Here is a 21026-nt window from a genome sequence, read left to right as displayed (position 1 = left end):
TTGTTTCAAATTATTGAGACGATATGGAGTTGTCTCTCACTCAATCAGAAAAAAGATGCCGTCCGCAGCGGTCCCTTCCTTCCAGCATTGGGCAAGGAACGTTTCAAAGTACCATGGTGATGTGGGGTTCAATGCTGCTCGCCGCCTATCTGGCGGAGCCTTGAACTTGAGCCACTTCGCTACGCTGCGACGCTCATAGCCGGTCCGTCGGGCGATCGCGCTGTAGGATAGACCCTCCTGGCGTAAGGCGTGGAGCATCTCGAATATCTCCTGGCGAGACTGCCTATGCGCGAGACGCGCGCGCCGGCGATGTGTCGCAGCGTCGACAATAGCGTCCTCGGACAGGATGGATCTTCCTGAAGCACGTCCACTAAGGCTGATCTGTTCCTCGATTGCCGTACGAAGATTCTGGACCAGATGAAACCGGTCGGCCACCTGGTGAGCCTGCGGTGCGCCTTCACGGACGGCCTGCGTATACAGGCCGCAGCGGTCTCGGCTGACGACCTCGACGGAGGGATGATCCGCAGCCACCTGGCTGCGCTATCGACACTCCGATCATCGAGAATGTCGACGACCGACTGACGCTCGAGATCAACCATGATAGTGCCGTATCGCGTCGCTCGCCGCCAGCTCCAGTCATCGATGCCAACCACCCGAATCTCGGAGGCGCGGTGAGTAACCGCGGCATCCCGCTTCAGTTGCCGCAGGATGGTGTCGTCACTGACCGGCATGCCGAGCCGTTGCATGAGGCGTTCGCCAGGACGTCCACCCGTGCTATGGCCGAGCAAGCCGACAATCTCCACGACCCTCGTCGTCCTGCGCGCATAAGGGGAAGCAACCGTCGGGAGTCGATCAGTGAACGTTTGTCGCTCACATTTCTGATGTGCACATCGCCAGCGGCTCAGCAGGAGCTTCACCGTCACGGGCTTGCCCTGGACCGGCAGATCCTGAAGGCTGCGGTTGGACCAGCCATGCCGACTTCGGCTTCGCCGGCCGCAATCGGGCAAATGCCGATCGCTGGTCCGGCAGCGAAAACAACCCAACTGTGATCATCAGTGAGCGCGACACCAGGAGCGATTGCGAAGAACGATCGCCATACGCGGTGCTGCCGGTGGAGACCTAGATGTTTCCGCTGGGTGGCGGCCCGGAACAAGGCGGTAGACATGCATCGACTAATGGCCATTACCATGATGGCCTTTCTTGCTGGCTGTTTCGCGCCGGGCCGTAATGCCTGCCAATCGAAGGCCGCGATGAAGGCGGCCTATCGCAGGATTGTCGGTATGGGCGGTCTTGGAGCGTGCCTGATCGTGTCAGGCTGCACGACCGTCGCCAGCGTTCAGGAACCTGATTTGAAGATCGCGAATGCCTGGCACGCGACCTTTCCGCATGGCGGCCGGACCGGCGATCTCGTGTCCTGGTGGTCCACGTTTTCCGATCCATCGCTGACGGCCCTCATTGCATCTGCGCAGGCGGAAAGCCCCAGTCTCGAGTCCGCCGTTGCAGAGATCGAGAGGGGGCGCGCCACGCTGGCATCTACGCAGGCGAGCCTTTTTCCGGGGCTTGGCGGCTCGGGATCGCTCGCCCGCGGCAACAAAGCCAACCAAGTTGCTGCCGTTACGACGGTGAGCGGCAGCCTCGACGCTTCTTGGGGAATCGATCTGTTCGGCAAGACACGGCGTAAGAGCGAGGCAGCGCGGCTTCGGGTCCACAAACGGATCGCCGATTGGCACGATGCGCGCGTCTCGCTCGCGGCCGAGGTGGCGGACTATTATGTGCAATACCGTGCCTGCCGGCAGCTGGAGCAAGTTTATACCACCGAACTCGCCTCGCAGCGCAAGACGATCCGGGCAATGGAAATGGCCACAACCTCTGGCCTTACGTCGAGCGCCGACCTTGCGCTAGGGCGGGCGAGTGCTGCTACCTCGGCCTCGACACGGACCGCGCAGCGTGCCGAGTGCGAGGTTCTCGTCAAATCTCTCGCCCGCCTTATCGGCGGTGACGAGCCTCACGTCCGCGATATTCTGGCGATGGGCAAGCACGGGTTACCCACGCCAAGGACCCTCAAGCTGTCCGACGTGCCTGCCGACGCCTTACGGCAGCGCCCCGACATCGACGCCCTTGAACTCGAGGTCGCTGCATCGCTCGCCGAGATCGGCGCGGCAAAAGCCGATCTCTATCCGAGCCTCAGCCTCGGCGGCTCGGTCAAGATCGACAGTTCATCGCTGATGGGAACCTCTCTGCCCTGGTCCTTCGGCCCGGCCGTCTCGATCCCGCTTTTTGACGGTGGCTCGCGCCGGGCGGCAGTGGGCAGCGCGGCAGCCGCATATAAGGTGGCGGTGGCCGCCTACAAATCAGGTGTGCTGGACGCGGTCGCCGAAGTCGAGACCGCACTCGTGCGGATCGACAGTACGCGACGGCAGATCGGCGACGCCAGTGTCGCGGCGCGCAACTACCGCGCCTACTTCAAAGCCGTGCATTCGAACTGGAAGCCAGATGCAGCGTGATGAAGCCTTATGGCGAACGCGCGTGGCGGGCGCCTTTGGCTCGACGTTTTGTGGGAGGGCAAAAACTTACGGTGACGGCAAGCAGTCGGCAACCTCGCCGAATGCCGTCAGAGCGTGTGCAACAGATCCACAGCCTTGATGTATGGCATTCAAATAATCGATTTTACGAATTAGCGGGCATGCTCCATTAGAAGAACAGCAATTGACCGAAGCAAGTACGCCGACACCTGCTGCCGGCAACTTTCTTAGTTATATTATGGGCGAGTGCGGCAGATCGGCCGGATTCGATCCAGCGGATGATTCTAGAAGGGCACCATTTTCACATCGTTGGTGCGAGGCCTCAGTTCATCCAATTAAACCGGGAATTTCATCAGGTCTTCTATGCCGCGAGACTTTCGAGCCGATGTCCAGGCCTTGCGGGGTCTATCTGTCCTGCTGGTTGTCCTTTATCATACCCAAATCGCGCCGTTTGGTTATCTCGGCGTTGATATTTTCTTCGTAATTTCGGGCTTTCTGATCACCGGCCTCATCGCGACCCAGCTTGAGCAGTCACGGTTCAGCTATTGGGAATTCTATTATCGTCGTGCGAAGCGCCTGTTGCCCGCGGCCTATGTGGTCATTGCGCTCACGACGGTCGCTGCACCCTTTTTCCTGTCGGATGTGGGCCTGCGGGACTTCCGAAGTCAGGTCCTCGGGGCGCTCACATTCACCGGCAACATCGTTCTCTGGTCTCAGGCGGACTATTTCGGCGAATCCGCCGAAACGAAGCCTCTCCTGCATTTCTGGTCGCTCGCTGTCGAAGAACAGTGTTATCTGCTGCTTCCTGCTTTCTTGGCCTTGGCTCCCAAGAGATGGCGGCTCACAGCGGTTAGTTTGCTCCTGATTGCCAGCCTGGCACTGTGTCTATACGTGGCCATTCGTCACCCATACGCTGCATTTTATCTTTTGCCGACCCGCTTTTGGGAAATAGCGATTGGTTCGCTCGGGGCATTGCTTCCCGCAAGCGCTCGCGTGGCGGCCAAGTTTGCGGCGCTGCGCCTCCCGGCGCTCGTGCTTATCCTCCTTATTCCCATTGGACTTAGTTCGCAGAACCCGATCGTGGATGCCGCTTTGGTTTGCTTGGCAACCCTGATCCTCCTGCTGTCGCCCAGCAGGGATAATGTGGCGGTACGAAGCATGGCAAGGATCGGGGATATCTCGTACTCGCTCTATCTGGTCCATTGGCCGGTGCTTGTATATGTGCGGGCTGCTTGGCTGGCAGAGCCTCCCGCGCTTGCGATCTATGCGGCAGTTGCCTTCTCAGTTGTAGCCAGCTTAGTTCTTCACCGGCTCGTGGAAAAGCCGTTCCGGCAGGGATTCGTCGCATCTCGTGGACGGATGGCCTCAGGACTCGTTGCCGCAACGGTTCTTCTCGGCTTCGCACGGTCAGTCGACATTGGCGCAGCCGAAAGTAGGGTTGGCTTTTCCGAGAGCCGACCGATCAATTACGGCCTGGGAAGGGCATGTGATCTCACATCTGGATCGCCTCCCCAGGGCATTCCCGAGGCCTGTCAGACGACGGGCAGGCCCGAATTGCTGGTTTGGGGCGATTCATTTGCCATGGCACTGGTTCCCGGCTTGGCCAAAACGATCGGAGAGGCCGGCCTGGCTCAGCTCACAATGAGCGGGTGCTTCCCCGCCATCGGCGTTGCTGCCTTCTCCAAGCGCGCAGCGTCTCCCTCCTTCGCCGAGGACTGTATTCGCTTCAATGACAGTGTTTTGGGTATCCTGAAAAATCGGCCGGGGATAAGGACCGTTGTCATTTCGAGCCCATTTGACGCCCCTGATTCAAAAGACTTCATGCTGCTTAAGAGGCGTGACGGGACATTCACGGAAGTTGAAACTTCGGTAGATGGAGCCGTTGAGGGTATCAAGTCCCTCGTCGACGCCGTTCGCGCTTTGGGCAGGCGAGTGGTCGTAGTTGCTCCCCCGCCAGTCGCAGGCTTCGATATCGGCGATTGCCTTGAGCGAAAGGTGAGGGGAAATCTTATGCTCGGGCGGCACAGTGATTGTGAAATTTATGTCACCGATTACCGCCGGATGCGATCCCGCACTCTTGAGCTCTTGAACCATGTGGCTGTGAAAGCTGACGTAGAGGTTGTCTCTTACCACGACTTTCTCTGCGACGACACAAAATGCAGAACCGAGATCGATGGCAAATTCCTCTACCGGGACAGCGGCCATCTTTCCTATGAAGGATCAGAAATCATCGCTCGAAAGACAAGACTTGCTGAGAGGCTGATCAGGGCTGCTCGTTAGAGCGAATTTTTTAGGCGGAGTGAACCGCGAGCACTTTCGCGTGGCTCGCAATGAAAAGCGCATGAGGATTTCGGACGCCCGCCGCGCCGACCTGAAAGCGCACGAGGCGACGGCCCGCAAGGCTGCCAAGCGGAACGCGTTCCCGCACGGCGCTGATGATGAGCCGATCCGTTCCGGAGATCCGGCCGCAATGCAGCGGATTGTTACCCGCATTGAGGAATTGGGGCGCTCTGCCAACCCCATATGCAGCTCTTGGACTTGCCGGTCTGCCGGATCATGTCGACGGTGCCGACGTCATCGTCGGTCCAGCCGGTTCGGAGCCGCCTCAAGAACATGGAAACCTCTGTCATCAGACATAGGCGCAGACGTAGAAATTGACACCGTAAGCTCCCCCGGCTCCTTCAGTGTCATCATCTCTCGCCCATCGTCTCATGCCACGCAGATGAGATCGCGCCTGCTTCTGTTGTCCCATTCCATTGTCAGGATAAGAATCAGAAAGTGGTTACCTGCTTTGCATACTTTTTAATAATCAATTCATAAATAATTATGACGATTTATATCTTTGCTACATACTATTAATACAATAATATAATATGTACTCACTCAATCAGAAAATGTCTTTGATCAATTATATATCTCTTGACAGTTAACTGGAGAATGCAGTCGTTTAGACCAGGATTGGCATTTAATTTGAAAATATCGAAGTTCGGATTCAAATTAGATGCAATCGAATGGAGGGTGATATGCTAGCGCTCGGATATGTCGCCGACGTGTTGGGGCTGCCCGTCAACGAGGTGGCGCCACACGCCAGACACGCTTCAGGTTGGAAGCGTAGAAATAGCGGCAAGCCCGTAAATCGTGTCGTTGGCATGATGCACGGCAAGCGGTCAATAGCGCCGTTCAGGTGGCGCATTAACGGTTAGCGCGATATGAGGCTATCGATGACGACGTCCTGGTCGCGGCCGAGGCCATCGCCCGGCAGCAGGATCGCAGCCTTGGCGAGGTCATCACCAATCTCGCCCGGCGCTCGCCGCGCCGGCCTCAAGCCGGCGGCGCAACGGGATTCCTCTCCTGTCGCCTCGGCCGGATGCACCTCCTGTCACGCTTGACGCGGTAAATGCCTTGCGAGACGAACTGCCTTGACGTTCCTGCTCGATGTCAATGTCCTGATCGCACAAAGTTGCGGGCATTGCACGGGCACAGCTTCTGGCCCGACGATGTGAGCCTGGTCGGCTCCGGCGACATCGATGCAGCGAAAATCCTGACGTCGACACAGGTCACGGATACGTATCTTCTCACGCTCGCCAAGGCGCGCTGCGGCCAACTTTCAAGCTGGCCGCAAGCTGTCGGCGGCGGCCGTGAAGGGCGGGAAGTCTGCATTGCACCTGATCCCCACTGCGTACCACGGCTGGACCCTATCTATCAGGGCACCATCCCGGTACAGGATCAGGCGTTGAGCGCGTCCTTGATGGCTTTAGCCGGCGTGAAGGACAGCTTCTTCGAGGCGGAGATCTTGATCGTCGCGCCCGTGGACGGGTTGCGGCCCTCGCGTTCTGGCGTTTCCTTCACCTTGAACTTGCCGAAACCGGGCAGGCTCGTCTCGGCACCGCTCGCCGCCGCATCGGAGATCGCTTTGAACACGTTGTCGACGATGCTCTTGGCCTGCATCTTCGTCAGGCCGTTGTCGGCTGCAATCTTTTCTGCGATCTCATTTGCCGTCGTCATGGAATATGCTCCTTTATTTTGTTACCTGCCACTGTTTGCACACAACACACCGAGGTGGTAGTCCGCGCGCGGCGCAACGCGTTAAAATAAAAATCCCCGGAAGCTGGGCTGTCGGCCTGAGTTCCTACGTCGAAAAGGTTTTTGGAAGCTTGGCAGACTGGGTCGGGCTAAAGACCAGTCGGGCCGGACTGGCTCCCGACCCGATCACCGCAGAGACCGCCACGGCCAAGATTCCCTCCAACGTGCCTGCTTCGGGTCTTACTGTGTCACTCGTCTGACGATCTCGTCAGCAATGACGCCGGCATTTGCCCATCACGTCAATCAACCCAGTTGAAGTGAGCAGCATTGAATGGCATGCCGCGCTCAGCCGAACCATTTTCGGTGATCGTAATCCGCAAGCTTTCACCCATCGCCGCCAGCGCTCTCGATCCGTGGTGTAATAGCCGGATAGATTTCGCGTAGGCCGCCACGGAGTTGAAGAGAAGGTCCGTTGGGATCCTTGTGATCGGCCCATACAGCAGAGCGACAGGTGTGGATCAGGTTCTCCTAAGTTGTGTGCGTCAAGTTCTGCAAAAATGGCGTGGCATTCAGCGGTGACGTTGGCGTGTCCGCCGCGCAGCCCCCGTGTTTAGCGGAGCGGCGGACATGGCGGGCCGCGTCTCAGGCGGCCAGTGCTCTCAAGTTCTCCTTCTTGTGCTCGCGCAGATGATCCATGTTGAGGTAGCGGGTCGCCTCGAGCCAGTTCTCGTGGAACCCCACCGCCAGTGCCCGAACCAGCCGCAGACAGCTCTGCGGGTTGGGTACATAGCAGTGCGCCTATACCGTAGCGGCCTCTATCAACTGCCACACTCACCGGCATGTTCGAGCCGCGCGCAAGAACATCTCTTAGGAAACTGACGCGGTCACGCGGCCGGTGTAGCACAATGAGGAAGATCGCGGGGAGCCCGGTCGGCACGAGGGGAAGCAATTCACGAACATTGTCCAAACCTTGGCTCCCCGACACCGATGGCTACCCACGCACGGCTTTAAGACATGTTCAGGGTAGATTTTTCATTACCAGCGCCCTGCTTGCGATGGCGGCCTGCAAATTTTCTCTGCTTGATCAGCGCAGCAGCCGGGGTCGTTCCTGACGTGTTGTCTCGCTTTCCGCAAATGTGTCGGCGGTGGCGGGCCTCGGTTCCAACTTCACGCGAGCCCCAAACCTTTTCCGACCGGCTCCGTTCCAAAAAAGGGGGCGGCATTGCTGCCGCCCTTTGAGATTGGTGAGAGGCGCAGACCTTAGAAACCCATACCGCCCATACCGCCGATGCCGCCGCCGCGATGCAGCCCTGAAAGAGTCGAGCGAATCGATGGTGTTCGGAAGCTCGAGCCACAGGATGAATCCACCCTGCGGATTGGTAACCTTTGTGCCTTCCGCGACCGCCAGCGCGCTTCGTCGCACCGTAGAGAGCGAGTGTGAGGCGCTGAGCATCTAGCAGCGCTCGAGACGTGCCGAGCTTTTGCGTGGAGTGGCCATGCGGGATACCTCCTGTAGCATTATCTGCCGAACCAGAGGCTTACCGGATCATTGAAATGTATCTCTATCCACAGCGTGGATGCGTCTCATCGAAACAAACGATTTTATCAATCCTCCGGAATCTCGCATTGACGACAGCACCTCACACGCCCTGATCACCCGCTACCCTTATCGTGTGACGACTGCGAAAAAGAGCCCGAAATGAGAAAATCTTTCCATGAGCTCAGACGTGCGATGGAAGTTGCCCCGGGAAAATGAGTTGCAGTTGGATGCCAACGCCTCAGACCAACCGGAACTCATCCGGTTTCTATAATCCGACTGTTGTTGGTGAGTGGCACAAGCCTGGTCAGGGACGATTTTCGCGACGTGACTGGCAGAGGTATGGCGCCGCACCCACGTCAAAAGGCATTGCTATGGAAAGGAACAGAATGGCTGATCAACTTGCAACGGAAATCATTGCCACGATCAAGAAGCGCGTCGAATTGGAAAGCGGCGAGGGAAGTGTGTCCACCATCGGCGAAATAACGACTGCCACGGAACTGACCTCGCTCGGCGTCGATTCGCTGGGTTTGGCGGATCTCCTCTGGGATGTGGAGCAGGCCTACGACATCAAGATCGACATGAACTCGGCCGACGCCTGGTCGAATCTCAAAGATGTCGGCGACATGGTGGAAGCCGTCCGCGGTTTGCTCGCGAAGGAGGTCTGATTGGACAGGCGAGTCGTCATTACTGGGATGGGCGGGCTTTGCGGCCTAGGCAACAACGCCGCCTCTATCTGGAAAGAGATGCGCGAAGGCCGCTCCGCCATCCGCCCGATGGTCACTTCCGAGCTTCATGAGATGAAGGGCACTGTCGGTACCGAGATCAACGAGCTGCCCAAGCACGACATCGGCCGCAACCAGCTCGTCTCCATGGATCGCCTCAGCTTGCTCGCTGTGCTTGCAGCGCGCGAAGCCGTGCAACACGCCAGACTTTCCTGCGACGAGGGAAATCCGTATCGCATCGGCGCGACAGTGGGCGTCTGCGGCTGGGGCTGGGGAACGGTCGAAGAAACCTACCGCGCCCTCTATTTGGACGGCGCGAAGCGTACTGGCCTCTATGCTGCACCAAAGGGATTGCCGAGCGCCGCTGCCAGCCAGGTCAGCATGAGCCTCGGCCTGCGCGGCCCGGTCTTTGCCATCGCGTCTGCATGCGCATCAGCCAACCATGCGATCGCTTCGGCGGCGGATCAGATCAGGCTCGGCCGGGCCGACGTGATGCTTGCCGGAGGCGCCGAAGCGCCACTCGTATGCGGTCAGCTGAAGGCATGGGAAGCAATGCGCGCCCTCGCTCCGGATACTTGCCGGCCCTTCTCCGCCGACAGGAAGGGAGTGGTGATAGGTGAGGGTGCGGGCATGGCCGTGCTGGAAAGCTATGAGCATGCCGCGGCGCGCGGTGCCACAATGCTTGCCGAGATTGGAGGCATCGGCCTTTCCGGTGATGCCTTCCACATCGTCGCGCCGTCCATCGAGGGGCCGGAGGCCGCGATGCGCGCTTGCCTTGCCGACGCCGGGCTGAATGCCGAGGACGTGGATTACCTCAACGCCCACGGCACCGGCACCAAGGCCAACGACCGAACCGAGACGGCGGCGATCAAGCGCGTCTTCGGAGACTATGCCTATTCGATGTCTGTCTCGTCCACCAAGTCCATGCACGCGCATTGCCTCGGCGCGGCGAGCGCACTTGAAATGATCGCCTGCGTGATGGCGATGCAGGAGGGCGTCGTGCCGCCGACCGCCAATTATCGCGAGCCAGACCCCGATTGCGATCTCGACGTCACGCCCAATGTGGCGCGCGAGCGCAAGGTGCGCGTGGCACTGAGCAACGCCTTCGCCATGGGCGGCATGAACGCAGTTCTGGCGTTCAAGAAGGTGTAGAAGCCATGCGAGGTGCCTCCCGTAACTCTATCTCTCGTATTCAAATGCTTGCCGGATCACGATTGTGAAGGATGTGGCCTTGGACCGGCTCGGTGAATGCGCCAAGTGGCAGCGGAAGCTCGACGAACCGGGGCCCCGTTTTTGCAAAATTCTCAACTGTTGAAGCGGCGTGGACGTACCGCTACCCGGAAGGTTAAGCGAGGCCCTTCGGTTCGGCTCGAGGTTTGTCCAAAGCTTTACCCGACAATGTCTGGAGGCACGCAGGGCCGCCAGTGGCCGCTTCCATGCGAAGCCGGTCCTCAGAAAGGGAATCGATAACAATGTTCGATCTGACTGGCCGCAAGGCGCTCGTCACCGGAGCAAGCGGTGGAATCGGCGAGGCCGTGGCGCGGGCGCTGCACGCGCAGGGCGCAACCGTCGGCCTGCACGGCACGCGTGTCGAAAAGCTCGAGGCGTTGGCTGCCGAACTTGGCGGGCGGACAAAACTGTTTCCGGCGAACCTCTCGAACCGCGACGAGGTCAAGGCTCTGGGCGCAAAGGCGGAAGCCGAACTCGAAGGCGTCGACATACTGGTCAACAATGCCGGCATCACCAAGGACGGGCTTTTTGTCCGCATGTCGGACGCGGACTGGGACGCGGTCCTCGAGGTCAACCTGACCGCCATGTTCCGGCTCACCCGCGAACTGACCCATCCGATGATGCGCCGCCGCAACGGCCGCATCATCAACATCACGTCCGTGTCCGGTGTAACCGGCAATCCCGGCCAGGCGAACTATTGCGCCTCAAAGGCTGGCATGATCGGCGTGTCGAAATCGCTGGCGCAGGAGATCGCGACACGCGGCGTGACTGTGAACTGCGTGGCGCCGGGCTTTATCGAATCGGCCATGACCGACAAGCTGAACGACAAGCAAAAAGAAGCGATCATGGCCGCCATTCCGGCCAGGCGCATGGGCACCGGCGTGGAAGTCGCCTCAGCTGTGGTCTACCTGGCCTCGAACGAGGCCGCCTACATCACCGGCCAGACCGTTCATGTGAACGGCGGTATGGCAATGATTTAGCGTGAAAAGTTCAGTGCGCCCCGATGACGCGTATCAACAGTGAAGGAAGTTTCCCACCCAGATAGCAGTCGGTTGGTCTGGCAACTGACGAGTGGGTCGGTCGGGCAACTGGCCGGGTCGAAGCCTCGTGATCAAGGCCGCCTTGGGCGGAGGTTTAGATCAAGCTCTTTGAAACGCATGTCTTTCTTATCCATCGCGTGGAATGCATTCATCGAAACAAACGATTTTGCCAATTCCGCAGAACGTCGCATAGCAAGATTTCAAAGATGTAAGCCAAAGGTAACTATCGATGTTTGTATTGGCTCCGAGCAGCATTTTCCTGGTGTACGCCTTCCGGTGTGCTCGCAACACAGCGGAGTCGCATGTTCATTGCGGCTAGTTTCTTCGGCGACCTGCACAAGCTACATCGAGCCGGCTCGATGCGACAAGCGTTCCCCCTGCTAGGCGCTTCCCCAACAAAACAGCAACAAAGATGAGGTTTTTCCATGTGCTCTGACGTGCGGTGGAGGTTGTGCTGGGAAAGTGACTTGCAACAGGCCGACCATGTCGAACTTTCCGAGTTTTTCCGAAAGACCTACGGACCGACTGGGACCTTCAACTCAGAGCCATTCGAAGGCGGCCGTAGCTGGGCCGGTGCGAGGCCGGAGCTCCGCGCAATCAGCTACGACGCGCACGGCGTAGCGGCTCATATCGGCATACTACGCCGCTTCATCAAGGTTGACGAGGTCGATCTCATGGTGGCCGACTTGGGGTTGTACGGGGTGCGTGCGGATCTTGAGGGACAAGGGATCGGTCATTCAATGCGCGTTTTATATCCAATATTGCGGCAGCTTGGAGTTCCATTCGCTTTCGGCACCGTTCGGCACGCGATGCGGAACCATATGGAGAGGTTCTGCAGAGACGGCCTGGCGGCGATTGTGTCGGGCGTTCGCGTGCAGTCCACTCTCGCAGATGTGTATCTCGACCTGCCGCCCACGCGCGTCGAGGACGTGCTCGTCGTCGTTGTGCCGATTGGACGCTCGATGAGCGAGTGGCCATCCGGCACCCTGATCGTTAGGAACGGTCCGGAGCTATGAAACATCTTGAAGTGCCGGGTGATCGCGCTGAGGGCACCAGAGCGGCGGGTTTTTGCCGAGCTACTCGGACTGAATACGCGATCCCATTCAAGTTAGCTGTGGATGATCAAGGCTGAATTAACATGCAAAATCTGCGCATCTAAATCGATCCGAGCCCGAGTTTCCGCGCGCACGGACGTTCCGGACCTGAATCGCCGTCACCCTGAAATCGACAAGACATCGGCTATCCCAAAATCGAGCCCTTCGAGGTGCACAGGATATCTGGAGAGATGTTCGCCTGTTCGCAGGCGAACATGGTTCCGGTGCGCTCCCCAACCGGTCATCACTTCGTCGGCGATCAGGAGCGTGCCGAAGGCCTCAGTGATCTTCTTCAATTCGGTCAGAACCCAGGCCGGGTACATCAGCATGCCGCCGGCGCCGAGCACGAGACCGATGTCGAGAATGGGCGCGCTGCGGGTAAGCCAGCCACCGATATGCGGTCCACGCCGGTCGCCGCAATTGCCGGGCGCTCGCCCGCGTTACTCAAGCCCAAGGCCTCGGTGATCGCGCTGCGCCCGACATAGGCACAGCCTGCGCAAGCTCCTCGACCGACATGTTGTCGAGGAGCATGCCGTCGACTCCCACTGTAAGCGCTATCTCCAACTGGTCCAGCCTGTCCACCTCTACCTCGATCTTGACCATGTGACCTATGGCGCTAGGCGCCCGCTCGATTGCGGTGCGGATGTCGCCGGCAATGGCGATGTGGTTGTCCTTGAGCACCGCGTCGTCGAGCGCGAAGCGGGTGATTGGCGCCTGACCGCGTATCGCTTCGACAAACAACGCGGCCGTAGCCGTAGCAATGCCGCTCAGACGGCACAGAAAATTGAGCGCGGTCCGCTCAGCAGGCTTCGCGCCGGCCCGTTTACCATCGCAATGGTTTGACCTGCTCGACATCGCTGCCGTCCGGCCGCCGGATTTGCACATCGATTGCTGGATCGACGAGCAAGAAAGAAAACGCCACAGGTCGAGCCCGCACCCACGCCCGCTTGGCGCGCGTTAAGCGAAAGCGTGGCTTTGCATCGGCGGCAATAATTGCATCGCTCGTGATATCGCCGGCTCTGCCCAGGTCTTCCAGCAGGGATGATGATCTGAGGAAGTGTGCAAGTGAAGTCATGTCAACGGCTCCGTCGGATGTCGTCGTTGCAGTCGCGCTCATGGCCGGCTGACTTGGGTCATGCTGCGTGCTGCCGCCGTAAGGTTCCGCTGGGATTAGCAGTGACGCACAACGAGAGGGTTCAGAGGGTTCAGGTCAACGCCCTGGAACCCATGTCACTAGCCATCCATCACGTGGATGCGTTTCATCGAAACAGACGATTTTACGAATGTTGCGGCACGTTGCATAGAACGAATTCAAAGATGTAAGCCTTTCGGGAAAGTCGTTGATGTCTGCGTTGGCTCCAAAGAGCATTTTCTGGTGTGCGCCGAATACCAGCCTAGGCGCGCGTCCATCGCGGCCAGGCACTTCCGCGATCGACGCAAGCTACATCGCATCGGCGCAGCACGACAAGCTCCCCGAATTGCGCAGGCGCTTGCCTCAAAGGCAGCAGCAAAGCTGAGGTTTGTGGTTGTTTTGGAAAGAGGCAATTTAGATGCTTGTTGATGGCTCAAGGATGGATCGGTTCGTTGTTTCTCGACGGCGCGAGGGTCTCGGTGATTGCCTGTGGTCTCTCGCGTCGGCATGGGACTACGCACATCGGACGGGACGGGCTTTAGCAATAGATTGGCGCGGCTCTTGTTACCTCGACAACCCGTTTGCGAATGCCTTTCCGGCTTTCTTCAAGCCAATTGAAGAGATCGGTGGTGTACGGGTCATTTGCGATGACGAGATCAACCACGTCTCATTCCCCGGTCCCTTCTTCCCGTCGTGGTGGAACAAGCCATCCATCGACTGCGTGTACCGTCCGGATGAACAGATTTTCCAAGAACGTGACGAGCTTAACGATCTTTTCCAGGCCCAAGATGATTGTGAAGCCAACACGGTAGTGTGTGATGCTTGCTTGATGTGGCGCTGCGATGAGCAAGCCGAGCGAACGATATTTCGGAGCATCAGACCGAGGGTCGAAATTGAGGATCGGATTGAAGCGCTCTACCAGGAACACTTTGCCGGGCACAGCATAATTGGGGTCCATGTCCGCCACGGCAACGGCGGAGATATTATGGATCACGCACCTTACTGGGCTGATCCAAAGGTTGCCTTAGAGCAGGTATGCACTGCCATTCGCATGGCCAAAGCGCAACCGCATCCAAGGCCTGTAAGGGTGTTCTTGTGTACAGACAGCGCCCAGGTTGTTGATCACTTGTCGGGCGTATTTCCCGAACTTTTCACCGTCCCAAAACGCTTCCAAGCGGATCAGGCCGGCCCCTTAAACAGTGCAGCACTGGGCATTGACGGGGGTTTTTCCGCTCTCGTTGAGATGTATCTCCTTGGTAGATGCGACACTGTAATTCGGTTTCCTCCGACTAGCGCCTTCTCCCGCTATGCCCGCCTCTTCGTGCCACGAATTGTCGAATTCGATCTGAAGGACCCGCGTCGTTTGATCTTGATTGATAACTCTTTCGACCGTTCCCCGACCCCATGAAGGGGTTGGCATCCCGCTCGAACTCTCCCTTGCCTTCGCGCAGAGGCCCCGTTCGCCCTGCCCAATGCGCCCCTTTCTCGCCACGCAATCCCGCCGCAGGCGAGCATTTTCTTCGGCGCGTCAAAATCAAAAGGATTCAAGCTTGTCAAAGAGAAAAGTCGCTTTAATCACCGGGGTCACGGGGCAAGACGGTTCCTACCTCGCAGAATTGCTGCTGGAAAAGGGCTATTCTGTGCATGGGATAAAAAGACGATCGTCTCTTTTCAATACGGGCCGTATAGACCATCTCTATCATGATCCTCATGAAAGTGGCGTTGATCTTACACTTCACCACGGGGACTTGACAGACTCGTCCAGCCTTACGCGCGTCATCCAACTGGTTCAGCCGGACGAAATTTACAATCTGGCAGCTCAGAGCCACGTTGCAGTCTCCTTTGAACAACCAGAATACACCGCGAACTCGGACGCGTTGGGTGCGCTGCGTATCCTCGAGGCAATTCGGATCCTGGGGCTCGTCGAGCATACGCGCTACTACCAAGCCTCGACGTCTGAGCTCTACGGGCTGGTGCGGGAAACGCCACAGACCGAGACGACACCGTTCTACCCCCGATCACCCTACGCTGTTGCCAAATTGTATGCTCACTGGATCACCGTAAATTATCGAGAAGCTTACAATTTGTACGCATGTAACGGCATTTTATTTAATCATGAGTCACCCGCGCGCGGAGAAACATTTGTAACGCGAAAAATCACGCGCGCCCTGGCTCGGATTAAGCTTGGAATGCAGCCGAATCTATTCTTGGGCAACCTTAATGCTCTTCGCGATTGGGGGCACGCTCGAGACTACGTCCAGATGCAGTGGTTGATGCTGCAGCAGGAGCAAGCTGAAGACTTTGTGATCGCTAGCGGTGAGCAACATTCGGTGCGCGAATTTGTCACCGTCGCGGCCGCTGAACTCGGCATTGGTGTTCGTTGGGTTGGGGAAGGGGTCGACGAAGAGGGATACGATGCAAAGACGGGAGCTTTGATCGTAAAAGTAGATCCCCGTTATTTTCGTCCTGCAGAAGTCGAGACACTTCTCGGCGATGCCCGCAAGGCCAAAGAAAAACTTGGATGGGAGCCAAAAATCTCCTTCATTGAATTGGTTAGGGAGATGGTTCGGGAAGATTTGCGCATGGCAGAGCGTGACGCAGTGCTGATGACGCAGGGTTATTATTCATACAGTCCACGAGAGTTATGATGACAACGGCGGCGCCATGCTGGCTTGTTGTCAGCGTTAGGGTGGCCTTCTTAAGGAGCGTCCATAGCGTTATCACAAGGGAAACAAAAAGATGAAGAAAGTCTATGTGGCAGGCCATAGCGGCCTTGTTGGATCCGCCACAATGAGTGCCCTCGAGGCGTTAGGATCGTATGAGATAATAACACGTACTCACGACCAACTGGATCTATTTGACCGGACCGAGACGCGCAGGTTCTTCATGTCGCGGCGGCCCGATTACGTCATCATGTGCGCCGCAAAGGTTGGTGGTATACTGGCGAACGCTAGCTCTCCTGTCGATTTCCTTCATAACAACCTCGCGATCCAACTCAGTGTTTTTGATGCCGCTTACGCTTCAGGCGTCGAACGGATGATTTTTCTTGGCTCCTCATGTATCTATCCACGCGACTGTCCGCAGCCGATACGGGAGGAATACCTTCTCACCGGTCCGCTTGAAGCGACGAATCGTCCCTTCGCTTTGGCAAAAATCGCAGGAGTCGAATCATGCTGGTCTTTTAACCGGCAGTACCAGACGCGCTATCTCGCGTTGATGCCGACCAGCTTATATGGTCCCGGCGATAATTATCACCCCGAAAAATGCCACGTTCTGCCTGCTCTGATACGCCGTTTTCATCAAGCTAAAATAAACGGCGACTCCTCGGTGGGGGTCTGGGGATCCGGAAACCCTCGGCGAGAGTTTATGTATTCGTCGGATGTAGGCGATGCCATTGCGTTCCTGCTTGGCCTGCCAGATTCGGATTTTGACGCCTTGACTGCCCCCGACACTGCGCCCCTGATTAATGTTGGCGTTGGCGAGGATGTCACAATTCGCGAGGTGGCGGAACTCGTCAAGGCAGCGGTCTGCTGGGAGGGCAATCTGGTATTCGACACGACGAAGCCAGACGGTACTCCGCGCAAGTTACTGGACGTAACGCGCTTGCGTAAGCTTGGCTGGAAGGCCAAAACGTCTCTTGGTGCCGGGTTGCAAGCGACGTATGAGGATTTTCTTCGCCTTCATGGGGCTTGATGTGGACGCGCGCATCCTGGTTGGACTGCGTGTCCGACCGGGTGCAAGTTTGTTCAGTCAGGCCAAACAGAAGAGAGGGACGCATACATGTGCTAACGGTGCAAACCGGACCTCTCTGCGACCGGCGGTGCTGAGGACCACCCAAAAGCTTGCCCAGGCCAATGGGAAGGGCCAGGGCCGCATAACGGGCTGCACCTGGAACGGCTGTGCGTGAGCGCCGTCGACTCAAGCCGCCAGTTAGAACTGCTCGACCTCACGGGAGTCGCTGCTTAGGAACCTGCCGTCGATACGAACGCCAACCGGGGCCCCGCCATGCCTCGGGGCAGGCCTTATCCAAGGCGGTGCATGCGGTAATGGCGGACGTGGACGTATGCTTTTCAACTCGCGCCGCAGGCGGGATCGTGTCCTCCCTAGGTGGTGTAGCTGACGGCATTGGTCGCCGTGCTCTCCGGCATGGGCCGGGCTGATCGGCTTGCTTCAGTCTGCGTTGTTAGCGCCGAACTCACTCGCCTCAAGGTCATAGCGCCACAAGCGCGGATTCGCGGCGCGATGGTGCGGGCGTTTACAACTCCTGCAGCAGCGGGTCTCGTTGATGAACCGGCTCGCCCTGAACAAATCGCTCGCGTGTGCAGCGCGCCAAGCTATCGCGCAGAGCATCCTGACGCTCTGGGATGGCAGTGGCAGCTGACCGCCTATGCGGTGAGCACGCTTGGCCTTAGCTTGATTGGCATCGACCCCAACCACCCCTTATCATCGTGCCGTGCGCACAGCTTCTGCCGCCAAGTGAAGCCGATCAGCTGCGACCGCTCGCCGCGACAACTCCGGCGCCAGACGATGCTCTGCTCGGCTGGTTCGAGCCCGTCGCCGCTGTTTATCCGCAGCATCGAATGTCCTAGCAGCTGAAGCCTCGAATGAATAACCGTCGCAGCTCTTCCAGCGCTGGCTCGAAACAGCAGCGCCTCTCGGAGTTGTTGAATAACCCGGAAGACAATGCCCATTTTACTTTTTCGGCAATGTTGAGGCGTCTGGGAATGGCTCAACGATTGCCCGTTAGGCCTCATGCAATGTCTCGCCCAATCCGACGAGACGGGCTGCGGCTTGACCCGTCGGCATGTCAATGACCGTGATTGCCCTTTCTGCAAGGAAGCGACGCTCGTTCTTGGTCAGCTTTGCTGTATCGATTGCCGCAAAATGTGGGCCATGGGAGCGCTTCATGATCTGTCGGGCATAGCCAACGCGCTGGCGGCACGCTGATGGCCGGCTTTGATGACAGCTTCGACATCATTGTCGTTGGCGCCGGGCCGGTCGGACTTTCCTTCGCCGCATCGCTTGCCACAGCGAGCTCAAACTGGCGGTTGTCGAAGGGCAGTCCCTGGAAAGACTGGAAAATCCGGCTTTCGACGGTCGCGAGATCGCGCTCACCCACGCCTCGATGGGATCCTTCGCGAGCTCGGCGCTTGGGATGTTATCCGCGGCTCTGACAAGTCACCGCTTCAAGGCGCACGCGTCCTCAACGGATCGAGCCCTTTTGCGCTGTGTTTCGATTCCCCTGGCGGATCCGCGGAACCACTGGCGTTCTGGTCCCGAATTGCCGGATCCGCGATGCCCTGTTCAGGATCATCCGCTTGCAGGGCCATGTCCGGCTGCTGTGCGGCCACTCGGTCGTGCGTGCAACAAACAGTCACCAGGGAGCAGTCATAACGCTCTCCAATGGCAGGCAGCTGACCGCTCGGCTTCTCGTTGCCGCCGATTCGCGTTTGTCCGCCACCCGCAATCTGCTCGGCATCCGCGCCGATATCAATCGGCTTGGCAACTCGATGCTGATTTGCCGGGTGAGGCACGAGCGCCCCCACCACCAGATCGCGATCGAATGGTTCGATCATCATCAGACGGTAGCGATGTTGCCCCTCGCGCGAGGCATGTCGTCGCTGCTTTTGACTTTGCCTTCAAACGAGGCCGACGGACTGCTTGCCCTCGACGACGAGTTGTTCCTGATGGAGTTGACGAAGCGCTGTCGAGGGCGCCTCGGCAACATGAGCTTGGCAAGCAGCCGCCATATCTATCCGTTGGTCACCACCTGGGCGCACAGGTTCCGGGCGCCGAGCGCCGCATTGATAGGCGACGCTGCCATTGGCATGCACCCGGTGACCGCGCATGGCTTCAACATCGGCCTCGGCGGCCAGAGGCAACTCGCCCGTGGCATCCTGACAGCATGGCGCGACCGTCGCGACATTGCCGATCCCGACATGCTCCGCAGATATGAAAGCCGACTGCGCCTGTCGGCGGCGCCGCTCTATCATGCTACGAATATCCTCGTCGGACTCTACTCAAGCGAGCATCCGGCGGCACGTCTTGCAAGACATGTGGGGCTGCGCTTCGGCCAACATCTTCCCTTTGTCCGTCATGGCATTGCGGCCATGCTGAGGCGGTGAACCCCAGTCACCATAGTGTCATCATCGGCGTGCCGGCGTAGCAGGCTGGCGAGTTTGGTTCGATGTGAGCGGTCGCGGCTGCGCGGGATCCTCGATCCCAGTGAAGAGCATGACGCCTTCCTCCCCTTGTATGGGCGGAAGCGTGATCTGCTCTTTCAAGCGTTCGTTTTCCTGGTGCGGACGACGAGGTATCTGGGCCGGTCAATCGGCTTTCGGTGCTGATTATGGCAGGGCCGCCCCTCTACGGAGCGATCGGTCAGGATTGCTCTGTCTTGGAACGAGAGAGGACCGCCGCGATTTTCGACCCGCGCAGCGCCCAGCCGGTTCCGTGGTTGCACGCTTGTCGCTCCATGGTCAGCCGCATCCGGCGCAGCCGGCACACGAGGTGGGCGGCCGAACGAACCTACACCTGTCCACCGCCCGAATTGGAAGCAGCGATCCACCGCATTTCCGCCTGGAGTCTTTCAGGAATCCGGCTCGCTCCGCGAAGCCGACAAAGGCATCGCGGGCCACGCCCATCGGCGTGCGGCGTCTTGTGCTTGGTAGCACCGGTGAAGGGCTGTTTCATGGATCAGACTGCGGCGTTCCTCCGGCCACTCCTCAAACTCGATCGCGTCTACGAGATCGACAACGCACAAGGTGGGCTCCATGCTTGATGAAGACGGGGCTGCTGAATGCCGCGAGCCTCTTCCGTCGCGGATCGTCAGCGTGTCAATCGCTGTGTGTGCGGAATTCCCGACCGCCGCCAAGCGTTTGTCGGCCAACGCCACACAGGCGCGGACCCAGCCACGCCCAATTCCACCTTCGATGTGTTTAGGGCGTGGATGGTTGTCATCCGAACAATCAATTTTGCCAATCCTGCCGACCCTATTAGGGGTGTGACCGAAATCAGGTGCCTCGGCCTGCAGGCACGCCCGACGAAGAAGCCTGAGCACCAACCACCTATGCCCATAGGAGTACAGAAGGCAACGATCCGAAGACAGTGGAAATTGGTGCCGGGACGTTCTTCCTCATCCGTGTCTATGCGCGCGTCAAACGGACTCTCATTCGCTGAATGGTCCCAGAAGCGCACGAGGTGGGCAAACCACACGGTGAAGCGTGGTGGTGTTTTGACATCGGGTCTCACGAACGGCCCCGCTTTCAGAATTAGGTGCAACTTTGATGTAGAAGCTCGTTCGCCGATCACGGCAAGTTGAACACGGCCTTGCGCGCAACGCGCCGAGTTAGAAGACGCGGCCGGCCGAATCCCGCGCACTGGAAAAAACGACGATGCCGAAGTACAGGTTTCACAAGCTTGCAGCCATTGTTGTGCTTGTCGGGTTCGCTGCCTGGATGGCGACGGGCGAGTTCTCGTCCGTCGGCAGCGCGGCCGCCGACAAACCCAAGGCGGGGGAGGTCGAGCAGCCAACGGCGGCTGACGCCGGCAAGGCCAAGCCCAGTGCGGCAGAACAGCCCAAGGCGAACTTGCGCACCGTCGCGACCATAACTCCGCCCAGGCGTACCTATGCGCGCGCCATCCGGATTTCCGGACTGACCGAAGCCGACAAGCGCGCGGTGCTGGCGACCCGGGTCGACGGCATCATCGACAAGCTGCCGGT

The 21026-nt window shown here is 58.7% G+C and carries 10 protein-coding genes and 10 pseudogenes; 13 read left to right on the top strand and 7 right to left on the bottom strand.

All coding sequences use genetic code 11. From position 1 onward, the window contains the following. Window positions 1-43: 43 nt before the first annotated feature. Window positions 44-1078: pseudogene (locus tag AC0L28_RS32570) on the bottom strand (ISL3 family transposase); the annotation flags it as partial. On the opposite strand from AC0L28_RS32570, the gene AC0L28_RS32565 reads away from it, so the two are divergent. The 4 genes and pseudogenes from AC0L28_RS32565 to AC0L28_RS32550 all read left to right on the top strand — a co-directional run. After that, entirely contained in the window at window positions 1056-2504 is a 1449-nt protein-coding gene (locus AC0L28_RS32565) for an efflux transporter outer membrane subunit (protein ID WP_473482500.1), read from the top strand. The pseudogene AC0L28_RS32570 and the gene AC0L28_RS32565 overlap by 23 nt on opposite strands. A 381-nt stretch (window positions 2505-2885) precedes the next feature. Further along, entirely contained in the window at window positions 2886-4802 is a 1917-nt protein-coding gene (locus AC0L28_RS32560; RefSeq protein WP_473482498.1) for an acyltransferase family protein, read from the top strand. 937 nt (window positions 4803-5739) lie between these two features. Further along, window positions 5740-5945, top strand: a pseudogene (locus AC0L28_RS32555) (CopG family transcriptional regulator). A gap of 34 nt (window positions 5946-5979) precedes the next feature. Then, window positions 5980-6259 (top strand): annotated as a pseudogene (locus AC0L28_RS32550) (hypothetical protein); the annotation flags it as partial. Here AC0L28_RS32550 and AC0L28_RS32545 read toward each other — a convergent pair. The 3 genes and pseudogenes from AC0L28_RS32545 to AC0L28_RS32535 all read right to left on the bottom strand — a co-directional run. Further along, window positions 6249-6527 (bottom strand): HU family DNA-binding protein, encoded by a 279-nt coding sequence (locus AC0L28_RS32545; protein WP_473482496.1) that lies wholly within the window; start codon window positions 6525-6527, stop codon window positions 6249-6251. The pseudogene AC0L28_RS32550 and the gene AC0L28_RS32545 overlap by 11 nt on opposite strands. 660 nt (window positions 6528-7187) lie before the next feature. Then, window positions 7188-7328, bottom strand: a pseudogene (locus AC0L28_RS32540) (IS256 family transposase); the annotation flags it as partial. Between the two features lie 31 nt (window positions 7329-7359). Beyond that, window positions 7360-7530: pseudogene (locus AC0L28_RS32535) on the bottom strand (chemotaxis protein CheB); the annotation flags it as partial. Window positions 7531-8471: 941 nt separating this feature from the next. On the opposite strand from AC0L28_RS32535, the gene AC0L28_RS32530 reads away from it, so the two are divergent. The 4 genes from AC0L28_RS32530 to AC0L28_RS32515 all read left to right on the top strand — a co-directional run bounded on the left by AC0L28_RS32530 (window position 8472) and on the right by AC0L28_RS32515 (window position 12093). Further along, on the top strand, window positions 8472-8750 hold the full coding sequence (locus AC0L28_RS32530) for an acyl carrier protein (protein WP_473482526.1): 279 nt from the start codon (window positions 8472-8474) through the stop codon (window positions 8748-8750). After that, window positions 8751-9959 (top strand): beta-ketoacyl-[acyl-carrier-protein] synthase family protein, encoded by a 1209-nt coding sequence (locus AC0L28_RS32525; RefSeq protein WP_473482494.1) that lies wholly within the window; start codon window positions 8751-8753, stop codon window positions 9957-9959. Between the two features lie 320 nt (window positions 9960-10279). Continuing rightward, a complete protein-coding gene (gene fabG, locus AC0L28_RS32520) occupies window positions 10280-11017 on the top strand; it encodes a 3-oxoacyl-[acyl-carrier-protein] reductase (RefSeq protein WP_473482492.1) in 738 nt (245 codons plus the stop codon). 485 nt (window positions 11018-11502) lie between these two features. Further along, complete coding sequence (locus tag AC0L28_RS32515) at window positions 11503-12093, top strand: NodA family N-acyltransferase (protein WP_473482490.1); 591 nt, start codon at window positions 11503-11505, stop codon at window positions 12091-12093. Between the two features lie 238 nt (window positions 12094-12331). Here AC0L28_RS32515 and AC0L28_RS32510 read toward each other — a convergent pair. Together AC0L28_RS32510 and AC0L28_RS32505 are read right to left on the bottom strand one after the other, a co-directional pair. Continuing rightward, window positions 12332-12524 (bottom strand): annotated as a pseudogene (locus AC0L28_RS32510) (aminotransferase class III-fold pyridoxal phosphate-dependent enzyme); the annotation flags it as partial. Then, a pseudogene (locus AC0L28_RS32505) lies at window positions 12507-13246 on the bottom strand (beta/alpha barrel domain-containing protein); the annotation flags it as partial. The pseudogenes AC0L28_RS32510 and AC0L28_RS32505, both read right to left, overlap by 18 nt. A gap of 475 nt (window positions 13247-13721) precedes the next feature. Between AC0L28_RS32505 and AC0L28_RS32500 the strand changes: the two are divergent. The 3 genes from AC0L28_RS32500 (at window position 13722) to AC0L28_RS32490 (ending at window position 16996) form a co-directional block, all read left to right on the top strand. Beyond that, window positions 13722-14711: a nodulation protein NodZ gene (locus AC0L28_RS32500; protein WP_473482488.1), complete on the top strand. Its 990-nt coding sequence runs from the start codon at window positions 13722-13724 to the stop codon at window positions 14709-14711. Window positions 14712-14853: 142 nt separating this feature from the next. Continuing rightward, window positions 14854-15951, top strand: a complete 1098-nt coding sequence (gmd, locus tag AC0L28_RS32495; RefSeq protein WP_473482486.1) for a GDP-mannose 4,6-dehydratase — start codon at window positions 14854-14856, stop codon at window positions 15949-15951. A gap of 91 nt (window positions 15952-16042) precedes the next feature. Further along, window positions 16043-16996 carry a GDP-L-fucose synthase family protein gene (locus AC0L28_RS32490; protein ID WP_473482484.1) on the top strand — a complete coding sequence of 318 codons (954 nt, stop codon included), beginning with the start codon at window positions 16043-16045 and terminating at the stop codon, window positions 16994-16996. A gap of 1050 nt (window positions 16997-18046) precedes the next feature. On the opposite strand, the pseudogene AC0L28_RS32485 reads toward AC0L28_RS32490, so the two are convergent. Beyond that, window positions 18047-18226, bottom strand: a pseudogene (locus AC0L28_RS32485) (SIR2 family protein); the annotation flags it as partial. A 23-nt stretch (window positions 18227-18249) separates the two neighbouring features. On the opposite strand from AC0L28_RS32485, the pseudogene ubiM reads away from it, so the two are divergent. Together ubiM and AC0L28_RS32475 are read left to right on the top strand one after the other, a co-directional pair. After that, window positions 18250-19428 (top strand): annotated as a pseudogene (gene ubiM / locus AC0L28_RS32480) (5-demethoxyubiquinol-8 5-hydroxylase UbiM). Between the two features lie 1269 nt (window positions 19429-20697). After that, window positions 20698-21026, top strand: a pseudogene (locus AC0L28_RS32475) (efflux RND transporter periplasmic adaptor subunit); the annotation flags it as partial.

It is taken from the genome of Mesorhizobium sp. WSM4847 (assembly GCF_055811335.1).
This window is presented reverse-complemented; position numbering and strand designations above follow the sequence as displayed.

Bases quoted from the DNA above. Each gene is read 5' to 3' on its own strand.
- AC0L28_RS32490 (WP_473482484.1), top strand. From the start codon at position 16,043: ATGAAGAAAGTCTATGTGGCAGGCCATAGCGGCCTTGTTGGATCCGCC.
- AC0L28_RS32500 (WP_473482488.1), top strand. From the start codon at position 13,722: ATGCTTGTTGATGGCTCAAGGATGGATCGGTTCGTTGTTTCTCGACGG.
- fabG (WP_473482492.1), top strand. From the start codon at position 10,280: ATGTTCGATCTGACTGGCCGCAAGGCGCTCGTCACCGGAGCAAGCGGT.
- AC0L28_RS32560 (WP_473482498.1), top strand. From the start codon at position 2,886: ATGCCGCGAGACTTTCGAGCCGATGTCCAGGCCTTGCGGGGTCTATCT.
- AC0L28_RS32545 (WP_473482496.1), bottom strand. From the start codon at position 6,527: ATGACGACGGCAAATGAGATCGCAGAAAAGATTGCAGCCGACAACGGC.
- AC0L28_RS32530 (WP_473482526.1), top strand. From the start codon at position 8,472: ATGGCTGATCAACTTGCAACGGAAATCATTGCCACGATCAAGAAGCGC.
- AC0L28_RS32515 (WP_473482490.1), top strand. From the start codon at position 11,503: ATGTGCTCTGACGTGCGGTGGAGGTTGTGCTGGGAAAGTGACTTGCAA.